This is a genomic window from Litorilituus sediminis, from assembly GCF_004295665.1.
Taxonomy (GTDB): Bacteria; Pseudomonadota; Gammaproteobacteria; order Enterobacterales; family Alteromonadaceae; genus Colwellia; species Colwellia sediminis.
The window spans coordinates 1,192,918-1,216,567 of record NZ_CP034759.1 but is presented as its reverse complement, the minus strand read 5'-3'; the positions used below and the strand labels follow the sequence as shown (position 1 = coordinate 1,216,567).

General features: G+C 40.4%; 23 protein-coding genes. All 23 read left to right on the top strand.

The window, feature by feature from the left end; all coding sequences use genetic code 11:
* The first annotated feature begins 32 nt into the window (after positions 1–32).
* Positions 33–1,250: a sensor histidine kinase gene (locus EMK97_RS05485; protein ID WP_130600159.1), complete on the top strand. Its 1,218-nt coding sequence runs from the start codon at positions 33–35 to the stop codon at positions 1,248–1,250.
* A complete protein-coding gene (locus EMK97_RS05480; protein ID WP_130600157.1) occupies positions 1,243–2,583 on the top strand; it encodes a sigma-54-dependent transcriptional regulator in 1,341 nt (446 codons plus the stop codon). The genes EMK97_RS05485 and EMK97_RS05480 overlap by 8 nt, the downstream gene beginning before the upstream one ends.
* A gap of 229 nt (positions 2,584–2,812) precedes the next feature.
* Positions 2,813–3,166 (top strand): flagellar hook-basal body complex protein FliE, encoded by a 354-nt coding sequence (fliE, locus tag EMK97_RS05475; protein ID WP_130600155.1) that lies wholly within the window; start codon positions 2,813–2,815, stop codon positions 3,164–3,166.
* A gap of 84 nt (positions 3,167–3,250) precedes the next feature.
* Positions 3,251–4,969 (top strand): flagellar basal-body MS-ring/collar protein FliF, encoded by a 1,719-nt coding sequence (gene fliF / locus EMK97_RS05470; RefSeq protein ID WP_130604387.1) that lies wholly within the window; start codon positions 3,251–3,253, stop codon positions 4,967–4,969.
* Complete coding sequence (fliG, locus tag EMK97_RS05465) at positions 4,962–6,020, top strand: flagellar motor switch protein FliG (RefSeq protein ID WP_130600153.1); 1,059 nt, start codon at positions 4,962–4,964, stop codon at positions 6,018–6,020. The genes fliF and fliG overlap by 8 nt, the downstream gene beginning before the upstream one ends.
* A 36-nt stretch (positions 6,021–6,056) precedes the next feature.
* The gene (gene fliH, locus EMK97_RS05460; protein WP_130600151.1) at positions 6,057–6,851 is read left to right on the top strand and encodes a flagellar assembly protein FliH; all 795 of its coding nucleotides are present in this window, start codon (positions 6,057–6,059) and stop codon (positions 6,849–6,851) included.
* Positions 6,852–6,913: 62 nt separating this feature from the next.
* Complete coding sequence (gene fliI / locus EMK97_RS05455) at positions 6,914–8,281, top strand: flagellar protein export ATPase FliI (RefSeq protein ID WP_130600149.1); 1,368 nt, start codon at positions 6,914–6,916, stop codon at positions 8,279–8,281.
* 36 nt (positions 8,282–8,317) lie between these two features.
* Complete coding sequence (gene fliJ, locus EMK97_RS05450; protein ID WP_130600147.1) at positions 8,318–8,764, top strand: flagellar export protein FliJ; 447 nt, start codon at positions 8,318–8,320, stop codon at positions 8,762–8,764.
* A gap of 211 nt (positions 8,765–8,975) precedes the next feature.
* The gene (locus EMK97_RS05445) at positions 8,976–11,090 is read left to right on the top strand and encodes a flagellar hook-length control protein FliK (protein WP_130600145.1); all 2,115 of its coding nucleotides are present in this window, start codon (positions 8,976–8,978) and stop codon (positions 11,088–11,090) included.
* 115 nt (positions 11,091–11,205) lie between these two features.
* On the top strand, positions 11,206–11,760 hold the full coding sequence (fliL, locus tag EMK97_RS05440) for a flagellar basal body-associated protein FliL (RefSeq protein ID WP_130600143.1): 555 nt from the start codon (positions 11,206–11,208) through the stop codon (positions 11,758–11,760).
* A gap of 71 nt (positions 11,761–11,831) precedes the next feature.
* Complete coding sequence (gene fliM, locus EMK97_RS05435; RefSeq protein ID WP_130600141.1) at positions 11,832–12,896, top strand: flagellar motor switch protein FliM; 1,065 nt, start codon at positions 11,832–11,834, stop codon at positions 12,894–12,896.
* 58 nt (positions 12,897–12,954) lie between these two features.
* Complete coding sequence (gene fliN, locus EMK97_RS05430) at positions 12,955–13,353, top strand: flagellar motor switch protein FliN (protein WP_130600139.1); 399 nt, start codon at positions 12,955–12,957, stop codon at positions 13,351–13,353.
* Between the two features lie 14 nt (positions 13,354–13,367).
* Positions 13,368–13,868 carry a flagellar biosynthetic protein FliO gene (fliO, locus tag EMK97_RS05425; RefSeq protein WP_130600137.1) on the top strand — a complete coding sequence of 167 codons (501 nt, stop codon included), beginning with the start codon at positions 13,368–13,370 and terminating at the stop codon, positions 13,866–13,868.
* A 42-nt stretch (positions 13,869–13,910) separates the two neighbouring features.
* Entirely contained in the window at positions 13,911–14,669 is a 759-nt protein-coding gene (fliP, locus tag EMK97_RS05420; RefSeq protein ID WP_130600135.1) for a flagellar type III secretion system pore protein FliP, read from the top strand.
* Between the two features lie 61 nt (positions 14,670–14,730).
* Entirely contained in the window at positions 14,731–15,000 is a 270-nt protein-coding gene (gene fliQ, locus EMK97_RS05415) for a flagellar biosynthesis protein FliQ (RefSeq protein ID WP_130600133.1), read from the top strand.
* Positions 15,000–15,782, top strand: a complete 783-nt coding sequence (gene fliR / locus EMK97_RS05410) for a flagellar biosynthetic protein FliR (RefSeq protein ID WP_130600131.1) — start codon at positions 15,000–15,002, stop codon at positions 15,780–15,782. The genes fliQ and fliR overlap by 1 nt, the downstream gene beginning before the upstream one ends.
* Positions 15,783–15,794: 12 nt before the next feature.
* Positions 15,795–16,925 carry a flagellar biosynthesis protein FlhB gene (gene flhB / locus EMK97_RS05405; RefSeq protein ID WP_130600129.1) on the top strand — a complete coding sequence of 377 codons (1,131 nt, stop codon included), beginning with the start codon at positions 15,795–15,797 and terminating at the stop codon, positions 16,923–16,925.
* A gap of 85 nt (positions 16,926–17,010) precedes the next feature.
* Positions 17,011–19,113, top strand: coding sequence for a flagellar biosynthesis protein FlhA (flhA, locus tag EMK97_RS05400; RefSeq protein WP_130604386.1), 2,103 nt, complete (start codon positions 17,011–17,013; stop codon positions 19,111–19,113).
* Between the two features lie 64 nt (positions 19,114–19,177).
* Positions 19,178–20,731 carry a flagellar biosynthesis GTPase FlhF gene (flhF, locus tag EMK97_RS05395; RefSeq protein WP_130600127.1) on the top strand — a complete coding sequence of 518 codons (1,554 nt, stop codon included), beginning with the start codon at positions 19,178–19,180 and terminating at the stop codon, positions 20,729–20,731.
* Between the two features lie 41 nt (positions 20,732–20,772).
* Positions 20,773–21,615, top strand: coding sequence for a MinD/ParA family protein (locus EMK97_RS05390; protein ID WP_130600125.1), 843 nt, complete (start codon positions 20,773–20,775; stop codon positions 21,613–21,615).
* Positions 21,616–21,645: 30 nt separating this feature from the next.
* Positions 21,646–22,365, top strand: a complete 720-nt coding sequence (locus EMK97_RS05385; RefSeq protein ID WP_130600123.1) for an RNA polymerase sigma factor FliA — start codon at positions 21,646–21,648, stop codon at positions 22,363–22,365.
* Between the two features lie 49 nt (positions 22,366–22,414).
* Positions 22,415–22,798, top strand: a complete 384-nt coding sequence (gene cheY / locus EMK97_RS05380; RefSeq protein ID WP_118959975.1) for a chemotaxis response regulator CheY — start codon at positions 22,415–22,417, stop codon at positions 22,796–22,798.
* A 101-nt stretch (positions 22,799–22,899) separates the two neighbouring features.
* Positions 22,900–23,643, top strand: coding sequence for a protein phosphatase CheZ (locus EMK97_RS05375; RefSeq protein WP_130600121.1), 744 nt, complete (start codon positions 22,900–22,902; stop codon positions 23,641–23,643).
* Positions 23,644–23,650: the final 7 nt, after the last annotated feature.

Below are 23,650 nucleotides of genomic sequence, written 5' to 3'. Positions count from 1 at the left end.
CTTAATTAGATTGTTTTATTGAGTACAAAATTATGGCGCTAGCAGTTCAACCTATCGATGTAAGAGCAGCAAATAAAAGCTATGGCTTGGCAAGAGCCCAGCAAAGTAGTGCACTTGAGCAAGAAGCTTACCCAGGTGAGTTAGCTGCTTTGCGTGCTCAGTTAGCTGAAACATCAACGTCTGGTATCGCGCCATATTATTTAAGAAAGCAGGCATTAGCTGAGCAAAATAGTAAGCATACTAAGCAACTGGCAGATCAATTAATTGAAGAGATGCCAGCAGGTATTGTTGTTTTAGACGGTAACGGCATTGTTGTAAAAATTAATAAAGTAGCACGACAACTTCTTGACGAGCCTATTTTAGGGCAGGCTTGGTTTGATGTCATTAGTCGCTCATTTAAGCCAAGAGAAGATGACTGGCACGAAGTCTCGTTAAAAGATGGTCGTCGAGTAAAACTTGAAATCAGTAATTTAGGCGATCAGCCTGGTCAGCTTATCATGATGACCGACTTAACAGAAACGCGCTTGCTACAAGATAAAATTGGCCAAATGCAACGTTTATCATCGCTTGGTCGTATGGTGTCAACCCTTGCTCATCAAATTAGAACACCGTTATCGGCAGCTATTTTATATGGTGCTAACTTAGCGAACAATAAGTTAACTGATGATGCTCGGCAAAATTTCCAAGAAAAGCTTAACTCAAGATTAAAAGATTTAGAGCAACAAGTTAACGATATGCTGCTGTTCTCAAAAAGTGGTAAAGAGCAAGTGGTGAATGAGTTATCTGTGGCTGAATTACTTAATGATGCTGTGCAAAGTATGGAAGCCTTAACAGTAAAAGCCAAAGCTAAAATTAATTTAGAGTTAGCGCATGATTCGGGAAAAATACTTGCCAATAAAAATGCTTTAACTGGCGCCATTCAAAACTTAATTCACAATAGTTTGCGGATCATTGGTCAGCATGGAGTGATTAATATTCATGTCTTTAGCAAAGCAGAAGACATTTATATCAGTGTAAAAGATAACGGTCCTGGCGTTCAAGCCGAGCTAAAAGATAAAATATTTCAACCGTTTTATACCTCAAGTAGTCAAGGTACAGGCTTAGGTTTGGCTGTTGTAAAGTCTGTTGTTAGTGCTCACCAAGGACAAGTGAGTTTGATTAGCCAAGCACCAGAAGGTGCACACTTTGTTATTAAATTACCCAAGCTAAATACTAGCGCTGAAGTCAATGGGGAGAATCACCATGAATGAGCATAAAATATTAGTGGTTGAGGATGATGCCGGTTTAAGAGAGGCACTGTTAGATACCTTATCATTGGCAGGCTATTTGTGCGTTGAGGCAGACTCGGCTGAGCAAGCCTTATTATTACTCAAAAATCATCAGGTTGATCTAGTGGTTAGTGATGTGCAGATGGGCGGTATGTCGGGTTTATCCTTACTTAAAAGTATTAAAGCACAAGACAGTAACTTACCTGTATTACTGATGACCGCCTATGGCACCATTGATGATGCCGTACAAGCAATGCAAGATGGCGCATGTAATTATATTGCTAAGCCATTTGCCCCTGAAGTGCTATTAAACATGGTTAGTCAGTATATTCCACCAAAATCGGTAAGTGAAAATACCCCGGTTGTTGCCGATAAACGTAGTATTGAACTGTTATCGCTTGCGCGAAAAGTAGCAACTACGGAAGCATCTGTGATGATACTGGGGCCAAGTGGCTCAGGTAAAGAAGTCTTAGCTCAATATGTACATTACAATTCTGCTCGTGCTGAACAACCTTTTGTTGCGATAAACTGTGCGGCAATACCTGAAAATATGCTCGAAGCAACCTTGTTTGGCTATGAAAAAGGCGCTTTTACCGGTGCTATTCAAGCCTGTCCAGGTAAGTTTGAACAAGCGCAGGGCGGTACTATTTTACTTGATGAAATCACCGAAATGGATTTAGGCTTACAAGCCAAAATATTACGTGTTCTACAAGAGCGAGAAGTTGAGCGCCTAGGCGGCAGAAAAACTATAAGTCTTGATGTTAGAGTGATTGCCACCAGTAATCGTAATTTAAAAGATGCGGTGCGAGAAGGTGTTTTTCGAGAAGACTTGTATTATCGACTCAATGTGTTCCCACTTACTTGGCTACCACTTGCTGAGCGGGTTGATGATATATACGTGCTTGCTCAACATTTAGTGCAAAGACATTGTCAAAAAAGTGGCGAAGCTGTGCCAGAATTCTCGCCTGCGGCGCGCAGTAAACTTAATGCCTATCACTGGCCCGGTAATGTTAGGGAGCTAGACAATGTTGTTCAACGCGCCTTAATACTGCACAGTAATCAAGTCATTGATGCCAGTGATTTGCTGATTGAAAACTTTGAAACAACCTCGGTTGTTGAAGCACCGGCGCAAAGTCAAAATGAGGATAAACTTGGTACTGAGCTTAAGCTGCAAGAGCATCAAATCATTCTTGATACCCTGCAAGCGTGTCACGGCAGTAGAAAAGATGTCGCAGAACGTTTAGGGATCAGCCCGAGAACCTTGCGATATAAAATAGCCAAAATGCGTGAAAGTGGTATTGAAATACCAGCCTAGTTCTCCTTCAAACTGACATTTTATCAGTAATTTTTTATCAGTAATTTTTTATCAGTACTTTTTTACCAGTAGTAATGCAGCACGGTAGATTTTCTTAGCTACCGTGCTGTCTGCGCTTCCGATAAATCCTACCATTATTTTTCTAACAACTCTTTTGTTGGCATTAAGCTTGCAGCTTTAGCTAGTAATACACTGTGAAGTTAATTTATTGACACAAGAGAGCGTTACCATGGATATCAAAAGCAATTCTTTATATGCACAAATGCAAAGCATGTCTATGCAGGCGATGGGTAATAAGCTACCAGCCGTTGGTGGTGATGACATGGCTGTTGATAGCCTAGGTAAGGTGAACTCATCGAGTAGCAATTTCGGCAATATGTTAACGGATGCGTTAAAAACCGTGAATGAGCTACAAAAGGATGCTGGCGAGAAGAAAGCCGCCTTTGAAATGGGCGATAAAAGCGTGTCATTAGGTGAAGTGATGATCGCGTCTTCCAAGTCAGGTATTGCCTTAGATGCGACAGTGCAGGTGAGAAATAAGCTAGTTGAAGCATACAAAGAAATTATGAGTATGCCAGTGTAATTAAGAATTACCCAGTAAAGTTTCACTAGATTAAGATAAAAATAAAAGCTTAGCGGAGAATTTGAAGTGTCCGATACAAATGCCATGGTAACAGCCGATAACAGTACAGATTTACTTGCCAGTGAATCAGACTCTGCTGTAGAAGAGCAAAAGTCAGGTTTATCAGCGAGTTTAGGAAATATTGATGTATTAAGACAAATCACACTAGTTGTTGCCTTAGCCATTTGTTTAGCTATTGCAGTGTTTATCATCATTCTTGCTAGTGAGCCTGAATATCGTTTCTTAACGAAATTGCCGACCCAACAATTGATTAAAACCATGGATTTTCTTGACGCAAATAAAGTTGATTACCGTCAAGAAAACAACACTATTTCCGTTCCTGCTGAAGAATATCAAAATATTAAATTGTTGCTTGCTCGCGAAGGCTTAACCGAGGAACCAGCTCAAGGTGAAGAAGTCTTAATGAAAGATATGGGGTTTGGTGTTAGCCAGCGCCTTGAGCGCGAAAGACTTAAATTTGGCCGAGAGCAACAACTAGCAAAAACCATAGAGCAATTACAAAGTATTGCACGCGCTAAAGTATTACTTGCTATTCCACGTGAAAATGTTTTTGCCCGTCGAGAGAAAAATCCATCAGCCACTGTGGTATTAACCATGCAGCGTGGCAGAATTTTATCAGAAGAAGAAGTTGATTCAGTAGTAGATATTGTCGCTTCTGCCGTTCAAGGCTTAAGTCCAAACAGAGTGACAGTAACGGATCAAAATGGTCGCTTATTAAACTCTGGCTCGCAAGATTCCATTTCATCGCGCTCACGCAAAGAGTTTGAAATTGAACAAAAACGCGAGCAAGAATATTTAGATAAAATTGATAGCATTTTAATTCCGGTGGTTGGCTTAGGTAATTATACCGCACAGGTCGACGTTACTATGGATTTTACCAATGTAGAAGAAACACAACGTCGTTACAATTCAGACTTACCTGCATTGCGCAGTGAAATGAAAGTTGAAGATACTAGCATAGGTGGCAATGTTGGTGGTATTCCTGGCGCGTTAACCAACCAGCCGCCATTAGAATCAGCTATTCCTGAAAATGCTACCGGTGGTCAAAAGAAAGTACTGCCAAGTCGCAAACACAGTGAATCAACGAAAAACTATGAGTTAGATGAAGCCATTAGTCACACTAAACAGCAAGCGGGTATTGTGCGTCGAGTGAGTGTTTCTGTTGCGCTTGATTATGTAACCAGTGCAGCAGGTGCGCCAGCAGATGGCGCTGAAGAAAACGCAACACAGAGTACACAACAACCACGTTCAGTGGCGGAGCTAGCTTCTATTCGCCGCTTATTACAAGGTAGTATCGGCTTTGATTTACAACGCGGTGATATTTTAGAAGTGGTCACTATTCCGTTTAATCGTCCCGATTTAGGGGTTGAAGAAGAGCTACCATTTTGGAAGCAGCCAGAGTTCTTTAAAATAGTTAAGCTAGTATTAGCTGCAATAGTTATTATCGTATTAATCTTTGCGGTTATTAGGCCAATGTTAAAACGCTTAATCAACCCTGAGCAAACACCAGAAGATTATGGCGATAAATCACTTGATAGTCATATAGACTTAGGTGATGAAACCATGGACATGTTAACATCAGAGTTTGATGAAGGTGCCGTTGGTTTTGCCCCTGATGGTAGCTTACAGTTACCCGATCTTCATCGAGATGAAGATGTATTAAAAGCGGTTCGAGCGCTTGTTGCAAATGAGCCTGAACTATCATCGCAAGTAGTGAAAAGTTGGTTGAACGAAGATGAGTGATGAAGCACAATCAGTCGGCGAATTAGCCGCCGCACCCACAGGTTTTGATGTTGATAAACTTGAGGGTGCCGAAAAAGCCGCAATACTTTTATTGAGTTTATCAGAAGAAGATGCTGCGCAAATCCTAAAACACTTAGAGCCAAAGCAGGTTCAACAAGTGGGTACTGTGATGGCAGCGATGGAAGACTTTACTCAAGAAAAAATTACCGCGGTACATAAACTGTTTATTCAAGAAATTCAAAACTTCTCGACAATAGGTTTCCAAAGTGAAGAGTTTGTTCGTAAAGCACTAACCGCTGCATTAGGTGAAGATAAAGCGGGTAACTTAATCGATCAAATCGTTATGGGCGGTGGCGCTAAAGGTTTAGATTCATTGAAATGGATGGACTCTAAACAGGTCGCTAATATTATTCGTAATGAGCACCCGCAAATTCAAACCATTGTTTTATCATATTTAGAGCCAGAACAATCAGCGGAAATTATTGGTCAATTTACTGAAAAAGTTCGTTTAGATTTAATGATGCGTATTGCCAACCTTGAAGAAGTACAGCCTGCGGCATTGCAAGAGCTTAATGAGATTATGGAAAAACAATTTGCTGGTCAAGCGGGTGCGCAAGCTGCGAAAATGGGCGGCTTAAAAGCAGCGGCAGATATTATGAACTATCTAGATACCAATGTTGAAGGCATGTTGATGGATTCAATTCGTGAAAACGATGAAGAAATGAGTCAGCAAATTCAAGACTTAATGTTTGTCTTTGAAAACTTAGCTGATGTTGATGATAGAGGCATGCAGGCTATTCTACGTGAAGTACAGCAAGAAGCCTTGATGAAAGCGATTAAAGGTACAGATGATGCCTTGAAAGAAAAAATCCTTAGTAATATGTCTAAACGTGCTGCAGAAATGCTTGTTGATGATCTTGAAGCTATGGGACCTGTGCGCATTAGTGAAGTTGAAGCGGCACAAAAAGAAATCTTGTCTGTGGCTAGACGATTATCTGACGCCGGTGAAATTATGCTTGGCGGCGGTGGTGGCGGTGACGAGTTCTTATAATGACTTGTGTGAAGTAGGTTAAAGCAAGGTTTAAGTATGAAAGAGTTAGGTGGTCCACCCGTTAAAATTATTAAAGCCAAGCAACAAGAAGATCTTGATGTTTGGCCTTTGCCGGATGTGCAAAAAAGACCAAGTGCTGAAGAAGAAATTAAAACCAATGCGTTTGGTAAGCAGGAAGGCTGGGTTTACGAGCCGCCTCAAGCGGCAGAGCCTGAGCCTGTGCCGTTAACCGCACAAGAAATTGAAGAAATTAGACAGTCAGCCTATCAAGAAGGTTTTAGCCAAGGTAAAGAAGAAGGCTTTGCCACGGGATACGAAGAAGGTAAAGCCAAAGGCATTGAAGACGGTAAAATACAGGGCATAGAAGAAGGCAACGCCATAGGTTTAGAGCAAGGGCAAGAAACCATTGCTAAGCAGGCAGAAAATTGGCAAAGCCTTATTGAGCAACTGCATCAGCCGTTAGCCAGCGTTGAAAAAAATGTTGAAGAGCAGTTGTTAAACTTAGTGGTGCAATTAACTGAAGCCGTTGTCTTACAAGAGGCAAAAACTAATCCAGATATTTTAATGTCAGCCATTAGCGCAGGCATTAAAAGCTTGCCAAGTAATGAAACACAAACACAGATTTATTTAAATCCAGAGGATGTTAAGTTAGTCGAGCAGCAATTTGGCAGTGATCATATTCAAGAGCAAGGCTGGCGTTTACTACCGGCTCCGCAATATCCACAAGGTAGCTGTCAGATAGAAAACAGCACATCACATATCGATCTACAAATGAAATCCCGTTTAAAGCAAGTGTTGGAATCTTTCTTGCAGGATGCCTTGCATCAGTAGTTTGTGTTAAATCAGTAATGGTTTTTTGACACAATCAAGTTTTACTCGTAGGGATTGTGTTTATGGTTGATAGTCTCCGCCTTTCTGAGCGCTTAGCGCAAAGCCAGCAATTTATTCATCAGTTTAAGCAGCCAGTTGCTGGCCGCTTAGTTCGCGTTGTTGGCTTAACGCTAGAGGCTGTTGGCGTAAAAGCACATGTTGGTAGTCAGTGCATTGTTGAAACGGCACATGGCGATTTGCTTGCTGAAGTCGTTGGCTTTGCTCAAGATATTACTTACTTAATGCCTGAAGAAAGTTTACGTGGCGTTCTGCCAGGTGCAAGAGTGTTACCCATTGCCAGTAAATCACAATTACCCTTATCGATGGCGTTATTAGGTCGTGTTATTGACGGTGTTGGTAAACCTTTAGATGGTAAAGGGCCTATCAAAGCCAGTGATGAATATCATTATGATAGCAAGCCGATTAATCCCTTATCGCGCCGCGCAATTAAAGAGCCTCTTGATGTTGGGGTTCGCTCTATTAATAGCTTTATCACCGTAGGTACAGGTCAGCGTATGGGCCTTTTTGCAGGCTCTGGTGTCGGTAAAAGTGTGCTGTTAGGCATGATGACCCGAGGCACAACCGCAGATGTGGTTGTGGTTGGTTTAGTGGGAGAGCGTGGTCGAGAAGTTAAAGAATTTATCGAAGAAATTTTAGGTGAAGAAGGTAGAGAGCGCTCCGTTGTGGTGGCTGCACCTGCTGATAATTCACCTCTGATGCGATTAAAAGGTTGTGAAACGGCTGTACAAATCAGTGAGTATTTTCGCGATCAAGGTCTTAATGTACTGTTACTGTTAGATTCACTTACTCGCTATGCGCAAGCACAACGGGAAATTGCCTTAGCGGTTGGTGAGCCACCAGCCACTAAAGGTTATCCGCCATCGGTATTTTCTAAATTACCACAACTCGTGGAAAGAGCTGGTAATGGCGGTGAAGGCCAAGGCTCTATCACGGCATTTTATACTGTGCTCACCGAAGGTGATGATTTGCAAGACCCGATTGCCGATGCTTCAAGAGCAATACTTGATGGTCATATTGTGCTCTCAAGGGAGCTTGCTGATGCTGGTCATTATCCTGCGATTGATGTTGAGGCATCAATTTCCCGGGTTATGCCTATGGTCACTTCACCTGAGCATCAAGAGCTAGCAAGGCAACTTAAACAAATTTATGCCTTGTATCAGCAAAATAAAGATCTTATTGCAATTGGTGCATACACCAAAGGCAGTGACCCACGTATTGATCAATCTATTAATGTTGTTCCCGTTATTAACTTTTTCCTACAGCAGAAAATTAATGAAGTCATTCCGTACGAGCAAAGCTTAACCCAGTTACAAGAGATTATTGCCGCAGCCCATGCAAATAATCAGAATGCAGCTCAGGCTCAAGGGTAGCTTGTTGATTTGAGCAACTAGTTAAGAGACATAGTTATGGCAACAAAACAATTAGATACCTTGTTAAAGTTTGAACAAGATAAAGAGCGACAATGTGCAGAGCAGTTACAAAAGGCTGAAAATGAATATCAGCAGAATGTTATACGGCTGCAAGGGGTGGCAGATTACCGTTTAGAATATATGAAGCGTTTAAGTCAACGAGCTGAATTTGGCATAGACAGCAGCACCTACACTCATTATCACGCCTTTATTTCAAAATTAGATCATGCCTCTGAGCAAGTTGAAATTGCCATGCAGCAAGCCAAAGCCTTGGTTGAGCAAAGTAAATCTTTATGGCTTGCCCAACGACAAAAAGTTCAAGCAGTAGAATCATTACGAGAAAAGCGAGCACAAAAAGCGCAGCAATTAGCTTTAAAGAAAGAGCAAAAAATGTTTGATGAAATCGCTACACAGCAATTTGTTCGCCGTAAACTCAATTTGTAACCTTGTTTCCTTGTGAATGGAATAGTTATTGCGGATGGAGTAGTTATTGTAAATGGAATAGTTATTGCATTAAAAGTCTGTAGCACCTTGCTTGTACTTTATCGGTAGTGCAAGGGAATTGATTAAATTAGCACAATTAGGCATTGCACTCACATTTTAGTGAAGCTTGGCAAAGGCAAAAACTAGTCGTTATTTTACTATTGGGTTTATTATGCAACAAATGAATATACTATCAGCTATCACAACTCAAGATACTGAAATAAATAATAAAAATTTTGATGCTCAGCAGGAATCTAGCACTGAAAACAGCATATTCTCTTCGTTAGTTGATAAAGAAGTGGCAAAGAGTCGTAATGGCGATAAGCAAGATGTATTGCTCAATGAACGCAAGATTGTTGCTCATGATACTGATAAAAACGTTGCGGCAAGTAATGACAGTTCAGCAGAGCAAGATGGCAAAATATCGTCATCGGCTGACAATGAGCAAGCTAATGGTGATAGTAATAATAGCCAGGAGAGTGCGGACAAAAATCAAAGTGATGCTGAAACTAAGCTAACGTCAGCAGAAACGCAAAGTAAAGCAGGGCAAGCTGACAAAACTTTGACTCAGTCTGAAGAGTTTATCTCTTTATTGTATCAATCAGATCAAGCATTAAATCCAAGTGCAAATAAGCAAGAAAGTCATCGTGTTAATGTACAGAGTCAAGTAGTAAAAGAGGCGGTGCCGACACAGCAAAGTTCAGATAACGATATGCTGGTTAAAACACAAAGCAAAACAGAGCATACCTTAAAAGAGTTTATTGAAAGCTTACCAAGTAAGTCGGTTGTTAAAGACTCAAGTGCTAGCGTGACTGATAAAGAAGTGTTAGCGCAATCGTTGAAAAACCAACAGTTAACGCCAGAAGCATTAGCGGCAAAACAGCAAGTGGCATCAGAGCAAAAAGTAAATGCAACTGCTAAAAGTTCTACGACAGAAGTAAAGCCACAGCTACAGCAAGAGCTACCTGATAGCAAAGTTAAGTCATTGCAGGCAGAGATTAAGGCAGCACTAGCTGGTGGTGAAGAAAAGGTTGCTACAGAACAAGGCAGAAATGCGCAATTGCTGGATGAGTCAGCTAAAGTATCCAAGCATAGCAAATCAGAAGTCGTTATAGATAAGGTAATACAGCAATCTGGAAAAGTTGATGCTGTTACTAGCGCTGATGATGGACAAGAGAGCAAACAGTTAGTATCTGGTAGTCAGAGTGTCGTTGAAGAAAGTGATGTGCTAGAGCAAGCAGCAACTAAGGCTACTTTATCAGCAGACAAGTCTCTAAACGGTCAAGATAAAGAGGCTGTTGCTATTAGTATGGCAAAGCCGTCAGATAAAGAAAGCAAAGCCACTGATACCGCTACCACAGGTCATGTGAAGGTAACTCAGAAAGCTGGCGAAGTGACAGAGCAGGACTATAGCGCAACTAAGACTCCGCCAATTATAAAGCCTGAAGAGAATAAAGCCGTAGCTATGGCGAATACCCCTGCAAATGAAACTAACCCGGCTAATCAAAACCGGGTGATAAATTCGCGTACTGAGTCTGCTTTACAAACATCCCAGCAGCAAAGTGAGCAGTTAAATCAAGATGACAATGCTGAGTTAGAAAGTAAGGCTAAAGAGAAAGAAGCTGAGTTGCAGGTTAAACAAACACCGAATGTGAATGAGAAAAATGTATCGGGTAATACTAAGAATGAAGCTAATGTTACTCAATCGCCCAGTCATGCTCGAGCAATGGCTGAGCCATTAAATTATAACAGTGTTTCAAGCCAAGTTAGTCAAGCGATGCAAGCTGCGGAGAGCTTAGTACATAATGTTGCTGGCGATGTCGCTCATATTCAGAAGAATAATGTTGCCCTGCAGCAAGAAACGATTTCTATTTTTAGAAAAGATTTTGCTAACGCCGTTAAAGATAAAGTGATGTTAGTGATTTCACAAAAGCTGCAGCAGTTTGAGATTTCATTAGATCCCCCTGAATTTGGCAATATGCAAGTTAGAGTCAACTTACAAGCTGAGCAAGCCTCGGTAAACTTTGTTGTGCAAAATCAGCAAGCAAAAGATGCATTAGAGCAAAACATGCACAAACTACGCGATATGTTATCTGAGCAGGGGGTTGATGTTGGCGGAGCAAATGTAGAGCAACAAAATAGTCAAGGAAGTGATGAAGAACAAAACTTAGCAGGTGAAGGTAATGCTCGAGGCAGATTAGCTCAGGATGATGTTGAGGCAAGCGAACATGTCTTGTCTGCTGGTTTGTTTAATTCTTCAGCAACTGGTGTCGATTATTTCGTTTAAAGGGAATAAATATTGTCAACTTGGCTAAAAGCCATTGGCTCAAAACCGTTTCGAGGATATATTATTAGTAATAATAACTTAGCGGTACCAAGCAATATAATGATAAGGGCTAATTATGGCAGATGATAAAGCAAAAGATAAAGAAGGCGAATTAGAGCTAGATAATTCCGGCAAAAAGAAAAAGCTTATTATAATAATCGCCGCAGTTGTTTTATTAGCAGCCGGTGCTGGTGGTTACTTCTTTTTTATGGGCGGCTCTAGTGAGCCAGTAAGTCAAGAACAACTTGATGCAGCCCTTGATACTGATAGTGGTGAAGCACCTGCAAAGCAAGAGTCTGGTGCGCAAGTAGGCTCAGCTTTATATGTCCCTATGCCAAGACCATTTAGATTTAATGTGCCAGGTGCAGCACGAGATAGGTTTGTAGAAATTCGTGTGCAATTGCTTGTACGCGGCGGTGACAACGAAGAAAATGCCAAGATGCATATACCATTAATTGAAAGCACGTTATTAGGCGTATTTTCTCAAGCGAATGCTGATGATTTGGCAACTAGCGCCGGTAAAGTGTCGTTAAAACAACAATCTTTAGCAGCTGTGCAAAAAGTGATGACAGATGTTGAAGGGGATAAAACAATAGAGAAAGTATTATTTACTGGCTTTGTTATGCAGTAATAACGCTTTCACTATGGGTTTGGTAAGTAGTTGATTTAAAATAATTAGCTAACAAAAATAGAGAATAACGCGTGAGTGATTTATTATCTCAAGATGAAATTGATGCGCTACTCCATGGCGTAGATGAGGTTGAAGAAGAGGAAATAGTTGAAGACGTTGTCGACAGGCAAGATGGTACTTCAGACTATGATTTCTCTTCTCAAGACCGCATTGTTCGTGGTCGTATGCCTACCTTGGAAATGGTAAATGAACGTTTTGCCAGACACATGCGTATTAGTTTATTTAATATGATGCGCCGAACGGCTGAAGTATCGATTAACGGTATTCAGATGATAAAGTTTGGTGAGTACATTCATACGTTATTTGTTCCTACCAGTTTGAATATGGTGCGTTTTCGTCCATTAAAAGGTACTGCTTTAATCACCATGGAAGCGAGACTGGTATTCATATTGGTAGATAACTTCTTTGGTGGTGACGGTCGTTATCACGCTAAAATTGAGGGGCGAGAATTTACCCCTACTGAGCGTCGTATCATTCAAATGCTATTAAAGCTTATCTTTGAAGATTATAAAGAAGCTTGGTCGCCGGTAATGGATGTTTCATTTGAATATTTAGATTCTGAAGTTAACCCTTCGATGGCGAATATTGTCAGTCCGACCGAGGTGGTGGTAATCAGCTCTTTCCATATCGAACTCGATGGGGGCGGCGGTGATTTCCACGTTGCCCTACCTTACTCTATGCTAGAGCCTATTCGAGAGTTGCTTGATGCTGGTGTACAAAGTGATAAAGAAGATACGGATATGCGCTGGTCGAAAGCACTTCGTGATGAAATTATGGATGTGCCTGTTGCCATAAATACTAAGTTCTTAGATGTGGAGCTGCCATTAAGTCAAGTCATGGAATTACAAGCCGGTGATATTATTCCGATTGAAATGCCTGAAAATATTACCGTATTAATTGAAGATTTACCGACCTTTAGAGCGAAATTAGGTCGTAGTAGAGATAACGTAGCACTGAAGATTGAGTCTAAGATCAAGCGACCAGAATCTGTGAAATCTGAGCTTACTATTTTAACCAAAGGAGGTAAACGTCTAGACAGTGATGCAGAGCTGCATCTATTAGAAGATGATTTATAAAACCTTGGCAACAAATAGCAAGTAATAAGTGACAGAGTATTAAATTGAGGCAAGTGGTATGAGTGAAAAAGATGATGACCTGAGTATGTGGGATGAGGCGCTAGATGAGCAAGCAGAAGCTAAAGCGGCTGCTGATGAAGCGCAAGCTGTTGAGTTAGAAGAGCTAACTGAAGATGCGCCAATATCAGGTGAAGAAAAGCGCAAGTTAGATGCAATTTTAGATATTCCTGTGACTATTTCAATGGAAGTAGGGCGTAGCCATATCAGCATTAGGAATTTACTACAATTGAACCAAGGCTCAGTGGTTGAGCTTGATCGCGTTGCTGGTGAATCATTAGATGTGTTAGTAAATGGTACCTTAATCGCACACGGTGAAGTTGTTGTTGTTAACGATAAGTTTGGTATTCGTTTAACTGACGTGATCAGTCAAATTGAACGTATTAAAAAGCTTAAATAATTGAGCCTAATGCCATGATTTATGCTGAAAAAAGATTACCCATTCACTCAGCTATCAAGAGTAAAGGCTTTGCTAAAGCATGCTTAGTTAAGGGTCTTGCTTTGTTTGTGAGCTTGTTATCAACCCTGACTTATGCGCAGGAGCAAGCTGAACAAGCAACACCACAAGTGGGCAAGCATGTAATGACAAATATGGATGCAGGTAGCATGATTTTGTCGCTGTTAATGGTGCTTGGTTTAATTGTTGTTAGTGCCTTAGTGTTAAAGCGTTTTAATATTGTTCAGCAAGGCAATGGGCAAATAAAAGTGCTCTCTAGCGTGCCACTTGGAGCAAAAGAAAGATTAGTCGTAGTGCAAGTAGGTGAAAAGCAAATGGTGCTTGGGGTAACTAGCCAACAAATTACTCATATTGAAACCCTGTCAGAGCCTTTAGCTGTAGAAAAGTCCGATATGGCTAATGTGCCAAATAGTATGATGTCTTTAATTCAAAAAAAATTGCAAAAAAGCCATCAATAAATTATTCGCCTGTTCAAGCTTAATTCAGCTAGCAAGGAAATTATGAAAAAAATAGCCATTCTAACCTCAATCATACTGTTATTTTGTGCTAGTTTTAATGTGCTAGCAGCTGAGGAGCTTGCGCTTCGAGCTTTAACATTAACGACCAACCCTGACGGCTCTCAAGAATACTCGGTTACCCTACAAATTTTAATGTTTATGACAGCGCTGAGCTTTATCCCTGCTGCTGTTATTATGATGACGTCTTTCACGCGTATAGTTGTTGTGATGGCGATATTAAGACAAGCCTTTGGTTTACAACAAACACCATCAAACCAAGTGATTATAGGCTTAACACTATTTATGACGCTTTTTATTATGACGCCGGTTTATAATCAAGTGAATGAAACTGCGATACAGCCTTATTTAGCTGAGCAGTTAACCTCAGTTGAAGCAATTGATAAAGGTAAAATCCCGCTTAGAGCCTTTATGCTTGAGCAAACTCGAGTTAAAGACTTAGATACACTTGCAGCAATGGCTGGTATTGAAGCGGTTGATAAGCCAACAGATTTACCAATGACGGTAATTATTCCCGCTTTTATTATTAGCGAATTAAAAACAGCGTTTCAGATTGGTTTTATTCTATTTATTCCTTTTTTAATTATTGATTTAGTGGTTGCCAGTATTCTGATGGCAATGGGTATGATGATGTTGTCACCTATGATAGTTTCTTTGCCATTTAAATTGATGTTATTTGTTTTAGTAGATGGATGGAACCTTGTTATTGGTACTATAGCAACTAGTTATGGTATGGGGAGTTAGCTGTGTTTGTTTTGCTAAAAAACACTAAGCTAATATTAAATGCGCGCAGGAGTACATGCTGATGAGTCCTGAAATATTTGTTGATATATTACGAGATGCGCTGTTGTTGGTTATTGTGCTGGTTAGTGCGGTAATCGTGCCCAGTTTAATTATTGGTTTAATTGTTGCTGTCTTTCAGGCGGCTACTTCAATTAACGAGCAAACCTTAAGTTTTTTGCCTCGACTCATAGTTACCTTACTTGCCTTGATTATTGGCGGACATTGGGGGGTGCAAAAGCTTATGGATTATACCATTCGCCTTATCAATAGTATTCCTAGTGTGGTGGGCTAATGGAATTTACCGAGTCAGTTATTAATCAATATCTGGCTGATTTTATTCTGCCTTTTTCTCGTATATCTGCGTTAATTATGACCATGATTGGTTTTGGCGCAAGAACCATCACCACTCGAGTAAAGTTGATTTTATGTGTCACTTTGACCATAGCTGTGATGCCGGCAATACCTGCCACACAAGTACCAGAGTTATTATCTTTTCATACTTTGATTTTACTGTTTCAGCAATTAATCATAGGTATTATGCTCGGCTTTATTACTGTTATGGTCGTCAATACATTTACTTTAGCTGGACAAATAATTGCTATGCAGTCTGGCTTAGGTTTTGCCTCTTTGGTTGATCCTGCAAGCGGTATGAATGTACCGGCTGTAGGTCAGTTTTTCTTAATATTAACGACGTTACTGTTTTGGATCATGGACGGGCATCTGGCTTATTTACAGTTTATTGTGGCCAGTTTTGATACTTTACCTATACCGACAGAGCATTTATCGAGCATTAAATATAAAGAAATTGTGGAATGGGCCAGTTGGATGTTTGCCACCGCTTTATCGCTTTCATTAGCGCCACTCACAGCTATGCTTTTGATTAACTTTTCTTTTGGTATTATGACCAGGGCAGCGCCACAGTTAAACATTTTCGCTATTGGTTTTCCTATCTCTATGATGGCAGGTTTACTGATTATGTGGCTTACTTTTGGTAACTTTTTAACCCACTTCGAGTTGCAATGGCAGCGGGCGCTAGATTTTAGCTGTTACTTAATTGATTGTGCAGTGCAGTAGTTAAGGTGATATATGGCAGAGTCAGATAGCGGCGAAAAAAGTGAACAACCCACGGCGAAAAAGCTAACAGACGCCCGAAAAAAGGGGCAAATTGCCCGCTCTAAAGATTTAGGCACTATGTTTGTGCTAGTTGGCAGTGCTTGTGCGTTATTATTAATGGGCAATTCACTGGCAAGTGCTATTGCGACTATGATGAAGCGCCTGTTTCATTTAAGTCGTCGTGAAACCATGGATGTTAACGCATTATTTAGCGTTATCAGTGATGGCGTCAGTATCGTTATCTGGCCCATGTTATGGATTTTTCTCATAATCATTATTGCCGCTTTTGTTGGTAATACTATGCTAGGTGGTATGAGCTTTAGTTGGGAAGCCATGGCGCCCAAAGCAAGCCGATTATCACCTATAGCTGGCTTTAAGCGTATGTTTGGCGTACAGGCTGCGGTGGAGCTAATTAAATCAATTCTAAAATTTTTCGTGGTTTTTATTGTTGCCTTTATTTTACTGACTACGCTGTTTGAAGAAATTTTAGCGCTCAGTTTAGAAAGTATTCCTGATAACTTTGATCACGCGGTCAATATGCTGCTGTGGATGTTTTTAGTGCTCGCTATGTCTGTGGGGATTATTGCGGTTATTGATGCGCCATATCAAATCTGGAATCACACTCGTCAGCTGAAAATGACTAAGCAAGAAGTTAAAGATGAGCACAAAAATACTGAGGGTAATCCAGAGATAAAAGGGCGCATTAAAAGAACACAGTATGAAATGTCACAACGACGCATGATGGCGGATGTACCTAATTCAGATGTTGTTATAACTAACCCGATACATTACTCAGTGGCATTGCAATATGATGCTGCGGTAGGTGGCGCGCCAGTGCTAATTGCTAAAGGTGTTGATGAAATGGCGATACATATTCGCACTATTGCAAAAGAAAATGGCGTTGAGATCATTCAATCACCAGCATTAGCGCGCTCCTTGTATTATACCGCAGAAGTAGGTGATGACATACCAGAAGAGTTGTTTGCTGCTGTTGCGCAAGTGTTAGCCTTTATTTTTCAGTTAAATGAGCATAAAAAAGGTCGAGCAAGACGTCCTATTCCTATTGCTAAAGACTTACCTATTCCCGATGACTTTAAATACTAAGCGGAAAAGTTAGGGGATATTACTTTTTTGGTGCGATATTTGCTTTTTCTAGCTCAAGTGTCAAAAAAACCACATGAAGTATTCGATGCAATTAGCTGGCTATTTAAATCAATTTAATAAAAATAAATTTAGACATTTCTCAGGCTTAGGTACACCTTTATTGGTGATGGCGGCATTGGGCATGGTTATTCTACCTATGTCACCTTGGCTGCTCGATATTCTTTTCTCTTTTAATATAGCCCTGTCTTTAGTGGTGTTATTGATAACGGTATACACCTTAAAGCCGCTAGACTTTGGCTCATTTCCCGCGGTGTTACTTGTGGCGACTATTTTACGTTTAGCGTTAAATGTTGCCAGTACGCGTGTTGTTTTACTAGAAGGGCATGAAGGTACAGCCGCTGCCGGTAAAGTTATTGAAGCGTTTGGCTCCGTAGTTATTGGCGGTAACTACGCGGTAGGTTTAGTGGTTTTCCTTATTCTCATTATTATCAACTTTGTTGTTGTTACTAAAGGTGCTGGCCGTATTGCTGAAGTGACTGCACGTTTTACCCTTGATGCTATGCCAGGTAAGCAAATGGCTATTGATGCCGATTTAAATGCCGGCTTTATTACGCAAGATCAAGCAAGAGAGCGTCGTATTGAAGTCACCAGTGAAGCTGACTTTTACGGCTCTATGGATGGTGCCAGTAAGTTTGTAAAAGGTGATGCCATTGCTGGTATTTTAATTCTTTTCATTAATATTATTGGCGGTTTAGTCATAGGTATGGTTCAACATGACTTAAGTTTTGACGATGCTGTGCAGATATATACGCTATTAACTATTGGTGATGGTTTAGTTGCGCAAATTCCAGGTTTATTGCTTTCAGTAGGTACGGCGATAGTCGTTACTCGCCAAAATACTTCTCAAGATATGGGCGAGCAAGTTAGCGGTCAATTAGGTCAAGAGCGCTCGTTATATATTGCGGCGGGCGTCATGTTTGTTATGGGTATTATCCCTGGCATGCCACACTTTGCTTTTTTATTCTTTGCAGTTCTTATTGCGGCAAGTGCTTATTGGGGCAGCAAGCGTAAAGCAAGTAAAGCGATTGAAATGGAAAAGATTGCCCAAGAGGAAGAAGTTCAAAATCAACAAAAAGAAGAAGAAGTTAAAGAGCTAGGTTGGGACGATGTTAATCATGTTGATGTGATTGGTTTAGAAATTGGCTATCGTTTAATTCCACTTGTGGATAAGGCGCAGGGCGGTGAATTATTAAGCCGTATTAAAGGGGTACGTAAGAAGTTATCTCAAGAGTTTGGTTTTTTAGTTCCTGCCGTGCATATTCGCGATAATTTAGATCTAGACCCTAACAGTTATCAAATCTCGTTAATGGGTGTCACCATAGGTAGCGCGCAAATTCGTCACGATCAAGAGCTTGCTATTAACCCTGGGCAAGTCTTTGGTCAACTTGATGGCACGCCAACTAAAGATCCTGCCTTTGGTTTAGATGCGGTATGGATAGATAAAAGTCAGCGAGAACAGGCGCAAACTTTAGGTTATACCGTGGTTGATGCCGCCACAGTACTAGCAACGCACTTAAGCCAGATATTATCTAATAATGCTTCGCAGTTGTTAGGACACGAAGAAGTACAAAACTTATTAGATCTGCTAGCGAAAAGTTACCCTAAATTAGTGGAAGGTTTCATTCCTGATATTTTAACTTTAGGTACTGTGGTGAAAGTACTACAAAGCTTAATGAATGAAGGCGTTGCAGTGAGAGATATGCGTTCAATTGTGCAAACCTTAGTTGAGTATGGACCTAAGAGCCAAGATCCCGAGGTGTTAACTGCTGCTGTGCGCATTACATTACGTAAATTTATTATTCAAGACCTTGTTGGCGCTGCTGCTGAAGTGCCTGTCATAACTTTGGCACCTGAGTTGGAACAGATGTTGCATCAGTCTATGCAAATGGCAGGAGATGATGGCGCAGGTATTGAGCCAGGTTTGGCGGAAAGATTGCAAAAATCATTGACTGAAGGAGCACAGCAGCAAGAAATGGCTGGTGAAGCGCCAATATTATTAACCTCAGGAATTTTACGTACCGTATTAGCTAAGTTTGTAAAATATACCATACCAAGCTTGCGCGTTATTTCTTACCAAGAAATTCCTGATGATAAACAAATCAAAATTGTTAGTGCCATAGGGCAATAATGATACTAGCGACTCTCAGGATATAGAGAGAGTACTGGTAAAGTGATGTAGAAAGGGGTTGGATGTGAAAATTAGACGTTTTGTTGCCAAAGATATGCGTACAGCATTAGCGCAAATTAAAGATGAGTTAGGTGCAGATGCTGTAATTATGTCTAATAAAAAAATACCCGAGGGTGTTGAGTTAATGGCTGCGGTTGACTACAACCAAGTTGTACCTCAAGCTCAACAAGCTCATTCAGAGCAAACGCCTACTACGCACGCTATGTCTGAAGATGTGGTTAGTTTGAGTCAGCCGAGCCAAGGGGCGGCAGCGCAGATGCAAGCCGCCAATGTTAGCTCAACAGTGGCTTCATCACCAGCACAAGCTGAGCCACCAGCTGATAGCTTAGCAGCTTTGTTAAATCGTCAAGTACAGCAAACCCCAGCGCCAGCCGCTCAAGTAAATGAGCAACAAGCAGAGCAAAGTATAGAAGCACAACTAAAAAGCTTTACTGACAGATTACGTCACTCTTCACCTGAAGGTGAAATTCCAGCACCTACTGAGTTTGTTGCGAGTCAAGAAGTGGAACAAGCAGCCCCAACGATGAACACTCAAGTACAAGCAGCAAGTGAAGGTTTTACCAGCCCAGTTGCGCAAGATTTACTGGCTGAGTCAGCATTAACAACAGAGAATGCCTCGGTTAGTGCGCAAGATTTTCATAAGATGCAGCAAGAAATGGCATCCATTAGAGCGCTATTAGAGCATCAAGTGTCTGGTTTGATGTGGCAGGATATGGCACAAAAAGACCCACAACGTGCCGTATTAGTTAATCGTTTAATTGCACTGGGTTTAAATGAGCAAATAGCAGATCAAATTGCTGGCTATGTACCAGAAAATGTACATGAAAAAGAAGCTTGGCATCATGCTACTCAACTTATTTCTCAGCAAATTAATACTACGCAAAATGATATTATTCAACGCGGCGGTGTTGTTGCCTTAGTTGGTCCAACTGGTGTGGGAAAAACAACGACCATTGCTAAATTGGCCGCAGGCTTTGCGCAAGTGCATGGTAGTGAACAAGTGGCATTAATTTCTACTGACACTTTCAGAATTGCTGGATTTGAACAGCTTGCTACCTATGGAAAAATTATTGGCTGTCAGGTGAAATTAGCAAAGGACAGTGAAGAGCTTGATGCGTTATTACAACAATTTGCTAAGAAGAAGCTTATTTTAATTGACACCGCAGGTATGGGACAACGTGACATGCGTTTAGCGAAACAACTCACTAACCTTGTTTCTAATGCTCGTGTTCGAATTCGTAATTACTTAGTGTTAGCTGCCAATAGTCAATTGCAGGTAATGCAAGAGAATGTTGATCGCTTTAAGAAAGTTCCGCTAGCAGGTTGTATTTATACTAAACTTGATGAAAGCGTTAGTATTGGCGAAATAATTACAACCTCTATTCAAAATGGTTTGCCAATAGGGTATCTTACTGATGGGCAAAGAGTTCCAGAAGATATTAAAGTTGCAAATGCTGAGAAATTAGTTAATCTTGCAGATAAGATGGCAAGCAAGTCAGCAACTGCTAGTAGTACTTCTGCGCGAACTAAGCCAGTGGCGCCAGCAGCCATGTTTTAAAATCAATTCTCAGCTAAGCTAAAATAAGAAGTAGTAAGTTAATGATAGATCAAGCGAGCGGCTTAAGAAAAATGCAAGATTCACAAAAAGTTAAAGTTATAGCTGTTTCTGGAGGTAAAGGTGGTGTTGGTAAAACTAATATCTCATTGAACACCGCCATTGCATTGGGACAACTAGGTAAACGCGTGCTTATATTAGATGCTGATTTAGGTCTAGCAAACGTTGATGTTATGTTAGGTTTGCGAGTAAAGCGTAATCTTTCCCATGTCTTGTCTGGTGAATGTGAACTAGACGATATTATTATTGATGGCCCAGCAGGCATAAAAATTATTCCGGCTACCTCAGGCTCTCAATCTATGGTTGATTTAACACCATCAGAGCATGCAGGCTTAATCAGAGCATTCAGTGAAATGCAAACCCAGTTTGATGTTTTGATTGTTGATACTGCCGCCGGTATTTCTGATATGGTATTGAGTTTTACTCGAGCCGCACAAGATGTCATGTTAGTGGTATGTGATGAGCCAACATCGATCACTGACTGTTATGCACTGATGAAATTATTGAGCCGAGATCACGGCGTTTTTAAGTTTAAAGTAGTCGCCAATATGGTACGAACTGCGAATGAAGGCCAGCAGCTTTTTGCCAAACTCACTAAAGTAACCGATAGATTTTTAGATGTTGCCTTAGAGTTAGTTGCTGTGGTGCCATTTGATGAAAATATCAGAAAGGCGGTGAGGAAGCAGCAAGCTATAGTTGAAGCCTTTCCGCAATCACCAGCTTCACAAGCCTTTAAGAGTTTAGCAAGTAAAGTAGAATCTTGGCCTATTCCTAAACAAGCATCAGGCCACCTAGAGTTTTTTATTGAGCAGTTAATTGCTCACTAACTTCCATTGTTATAGTGAGAATTGAATCACGTGGTAAAAGCTATTACCTATAATAATCAAGTCGATAAAAGTCAGTTGCTTGAACAGCATACGGTTTTGGTAAAACGCATAGCCTATCACTTACTTGCCAGATTACCTGCCAGTGTACTAGTTGATGATCTTATTCAATCTGGAATGATAGGGCTTTTTGAAGCGGCGAATAATTTTGATAATAGTAAAGGGGCAAGCTTTGAAACCTTTGCTGGTATAAGAATACGCGGCGCTATGCTTGATGAGATTCGCCGTGGTGATTGGACACCACGGTCTGTTCATAAAAATAGTCGAATGATAAGTGATGCAATCAAAGAATTAGAAGCGAAATTAGGTCGTGATGTTTCTGATTTAGAAGTTGCTGAAAAACTTGATATTTCATTAAATGACTACCATCATATATTAAGTGAAGTCAGTACAGGAAAAATTCTAGGTATAGATGATCTTGGTATCAGTGAAGATGCAATAAATTATGCAGATGGCAGCCAAGCAGATGATCCATATCAAAATATAGAGCAAACAGCCTTTAAAAAGGGTTTAACAGAGTGCATTAGTTCTTTACCCGAGCGAGAAGCTTTAGTACTGTCACTGTATTATGATGAAGAATTAAATTTACGTGAAATTGGCCAAGTACTCGATGTCAGTGAGTCTCGAGTTAGTCAAATTCATAGTCAAGCAATGCATAGGTTAAAAGCTCGTATGCAATCTTGGCAAAGTTAAGTAGAATAATAGTTAGAATTATAAATTGATTGTTTCGCCGGAGGGTGCCTTGGATAAAAATATGAAAGTACTTGTTGTTGATGATTTCTCAACAATGAGACGTATAGTGAAAAATTTGTTACGTGATTTAGGTTTTACCAATATTCAAGAAGCAGATGATGGCAGTACCGCGTTGCCGATGCTACAAGGTGGAGATTTTGACTTTGTGGTAACCGATTGGAATATGCCGGGCATGCAAGGTATTGATCTATTAAAAGCGATTCGTGCCGATGCAAGTTTGGCTCATATACCTGTATTGCTTATTACAGCTGAAGCTAAAAAAGAGCAGATTGTAATGGCAGCACAAGCGGGTGTTAATGGCTATATTGTTAAACCTTTTACTGCAGCAACGCTGAAAACTAAGCTAGATAAAATATTTGAGCGCTTAGGCTAGTGTTGATTGAATTTTAGCAAGTCATTAGTAACTGAGCCTTGGTTGTAAAGTTACTAATGTACTAGCTAAATTGAGTTTTGCATGAGTATTAAGGACTTTGCATGAGTATAGCTATGATGGGGCGGATCTCTTTAGAGCAAGCAAAATCATTGGTTGAGTATTTGGAAACTGATCAGCAAGATAAGGCGGATGCGCTAATTGCTGAAATTCAAAACCCAATCAACTCAGAGTTGTTTGCAGAAATAGGTAAATTAACCCGCCAACTTCACGATTCTTTAACAAACTTTCAGATTGATTCTCGATTGAATGATCTCGCGACGGCAGATATTCCTGATGCGAAAGAGCGCTTGAATTTCGTTATTGATAGAACAGAAGAAGCCGCTAACAAAACAATGGATGCGGTGGAATCAATATTTCCAGTTGTAGACACAATTTCTCATCAAGTTAAAAAAGTTGATCCTGCTTGGACACGATTAATGAATAATCAACTTGATTTAAAAGAATTTAAAGCCTTGTGTTTAGATATAGATAACTTACTTAAAACGACTCGCAAAGAAACTGATCATATTCATACCTTAATGACAGATGTTTTAATGGCTCAGGATTTCCAAGATTTAACTGGTCAGGTAATTCGTAAGGTTATTGATTTAGTAAGAGAAGTTGAAGATAGCTTAATTAATATGTTAACCGCATTTGGCATTTCAGCAGAGGATGCAAAACAAAGTGCGCAACCTAAGTTAGGCGATAACTTAGTTGAAGGGCCGATAGTTAACAAAGATAACAGAAATGATGTTGTAGAAGATCAAGACGATGTTGATGATCTTTTATCAAGTTTAGGGTTTTAACGGGAGT

Excerpts from the sequence above, each read along its gene's own strand:
- EMK97_RS05485 (WP_130600159.1), top strand. The coding sequence starts at position 33 with ATGGCGCTAGCAGTTCAACCTATCGATGTAAGAGCAGCAAATAAAAGC.
- EMK97_RS05480 (WP_130600157.1), top strand. The coding sequence starts at position 1,243 with ATGAATGAGCATAAAATATTAGTGGTTGAGGATGATGCCGGTTTAAGA.
- fliE (WP_130600155.1), top strand. The coding sequence starts at position 2,813 with ATGGATATCAAAAGCAATTCTTTATATGCACAAATGCAAAGCATGTCT.
- fliF (WP_130604387.1), top strand. The coding sequence starts at position 3,251 with ATGGTAACAGCCGATAACAGTACAGATTTACTTGCCAGTGAATCAGAC.
- fliG (WP_130600153.1), top strand. The coding sequence starts at position 4,962 with ATGAGTGATGAAGCACAATCAGTCGGCGAATTAGCCGCCGCACCCACA.
- fliH (WP_130600151.1), top strand. The coding sequence starts at position 6,057 with ATGAAAGAGTTAGGTGGTCCACCCGTTAAAATTATTAAAGCCAAGCAA.
- fliI (WP_130600149.1), top strand. The coding sequence starts at position 6,914 with ATGGTTGATAGTCTCCGCCTTTCTGAGCGCTTAGCGCAAAGCCAGCAA.
- fliJ (WP_130600147.1), top strand. The coding sequence starts at position 8,318 with ATGGCAACAAAACAATTAGATACCTTGTTAAAGTTTGAACAAGATAAA.
- EMK97_RS05445 (WP_130600145.1), top strand. The coding sequence starts at position 8,976 with ATGCAACAAATGAATATACTATCAGCTATCACAACTCAAGATACTGAA.
- fliL (WP_130600143.1), top strand. The coding sequence starts at position 11,206 with ATGGCAGATGATAAAGCAAAAGATAAAGAAGGCGAATTAGAGCTAGAT.
- fliN (WP_130600139.1), top strand. The coding sequence starts at position 12,955 with ATGAGTGAAAAAGATGATGACCTGAGTATGTGGGATGAGGCGCTAGAT.
- fliO (WP_130600137.1), top strand. The coding sequence starts at position 13,368 with ATGATTTATGCTGAAAAAAGATTACCCATTCACTCAGCTATCAAGAGT.
- fliP (WP_130600135.1), top strand. The coding sequence starts at position 13,911 with ATGAAAAAAATAGCCATTCTAACCTCAATCATACTGTTATTTTGTGCT.
- fliQ (WP_130600133.1), top strand. The coding sequence starts at position 14,731 with ATGAGTCCTGAAATATTTGTTGATATATTACGAGATGCGCTGTTGTTG.
- fliR (WP_130600131.1), top strand. The coding sequence starts at position 15,000 with ATGGAATTTACCGAGTCAGTTATTAATCAATATCTGGCTGATTTTATT.
- flhB (WP_130600129.1), top strand. The coding sequence starts at position 15,795 with ATGGCAGAGTCAGATAGCGGCGAAAAAAGTGAACAACCCACGGCGAAA.
- flhA (WP_130604386.1), top strand. The coding sequence starts at position 17,011 with ATGCAATTAGCTGGCTATTTAAATCAATTTAATAAAAATAAATTTAGA.
- EMK97_RS05390 (WP_130600125.1), top strand. The coding sequence starts at position 20,773 with ATGATAGATCAAGCGAGCGGCTTAAGAAAAATGCAAGATTCACAAAAA.
- EMK97_RS05375 (WP_130600121.1), top strand. The coding sequence starts at position 22,900 with ATGAGTATAGCTATGATGGGGCGGATCTCTTTAGAGCAAGCAAAATCA.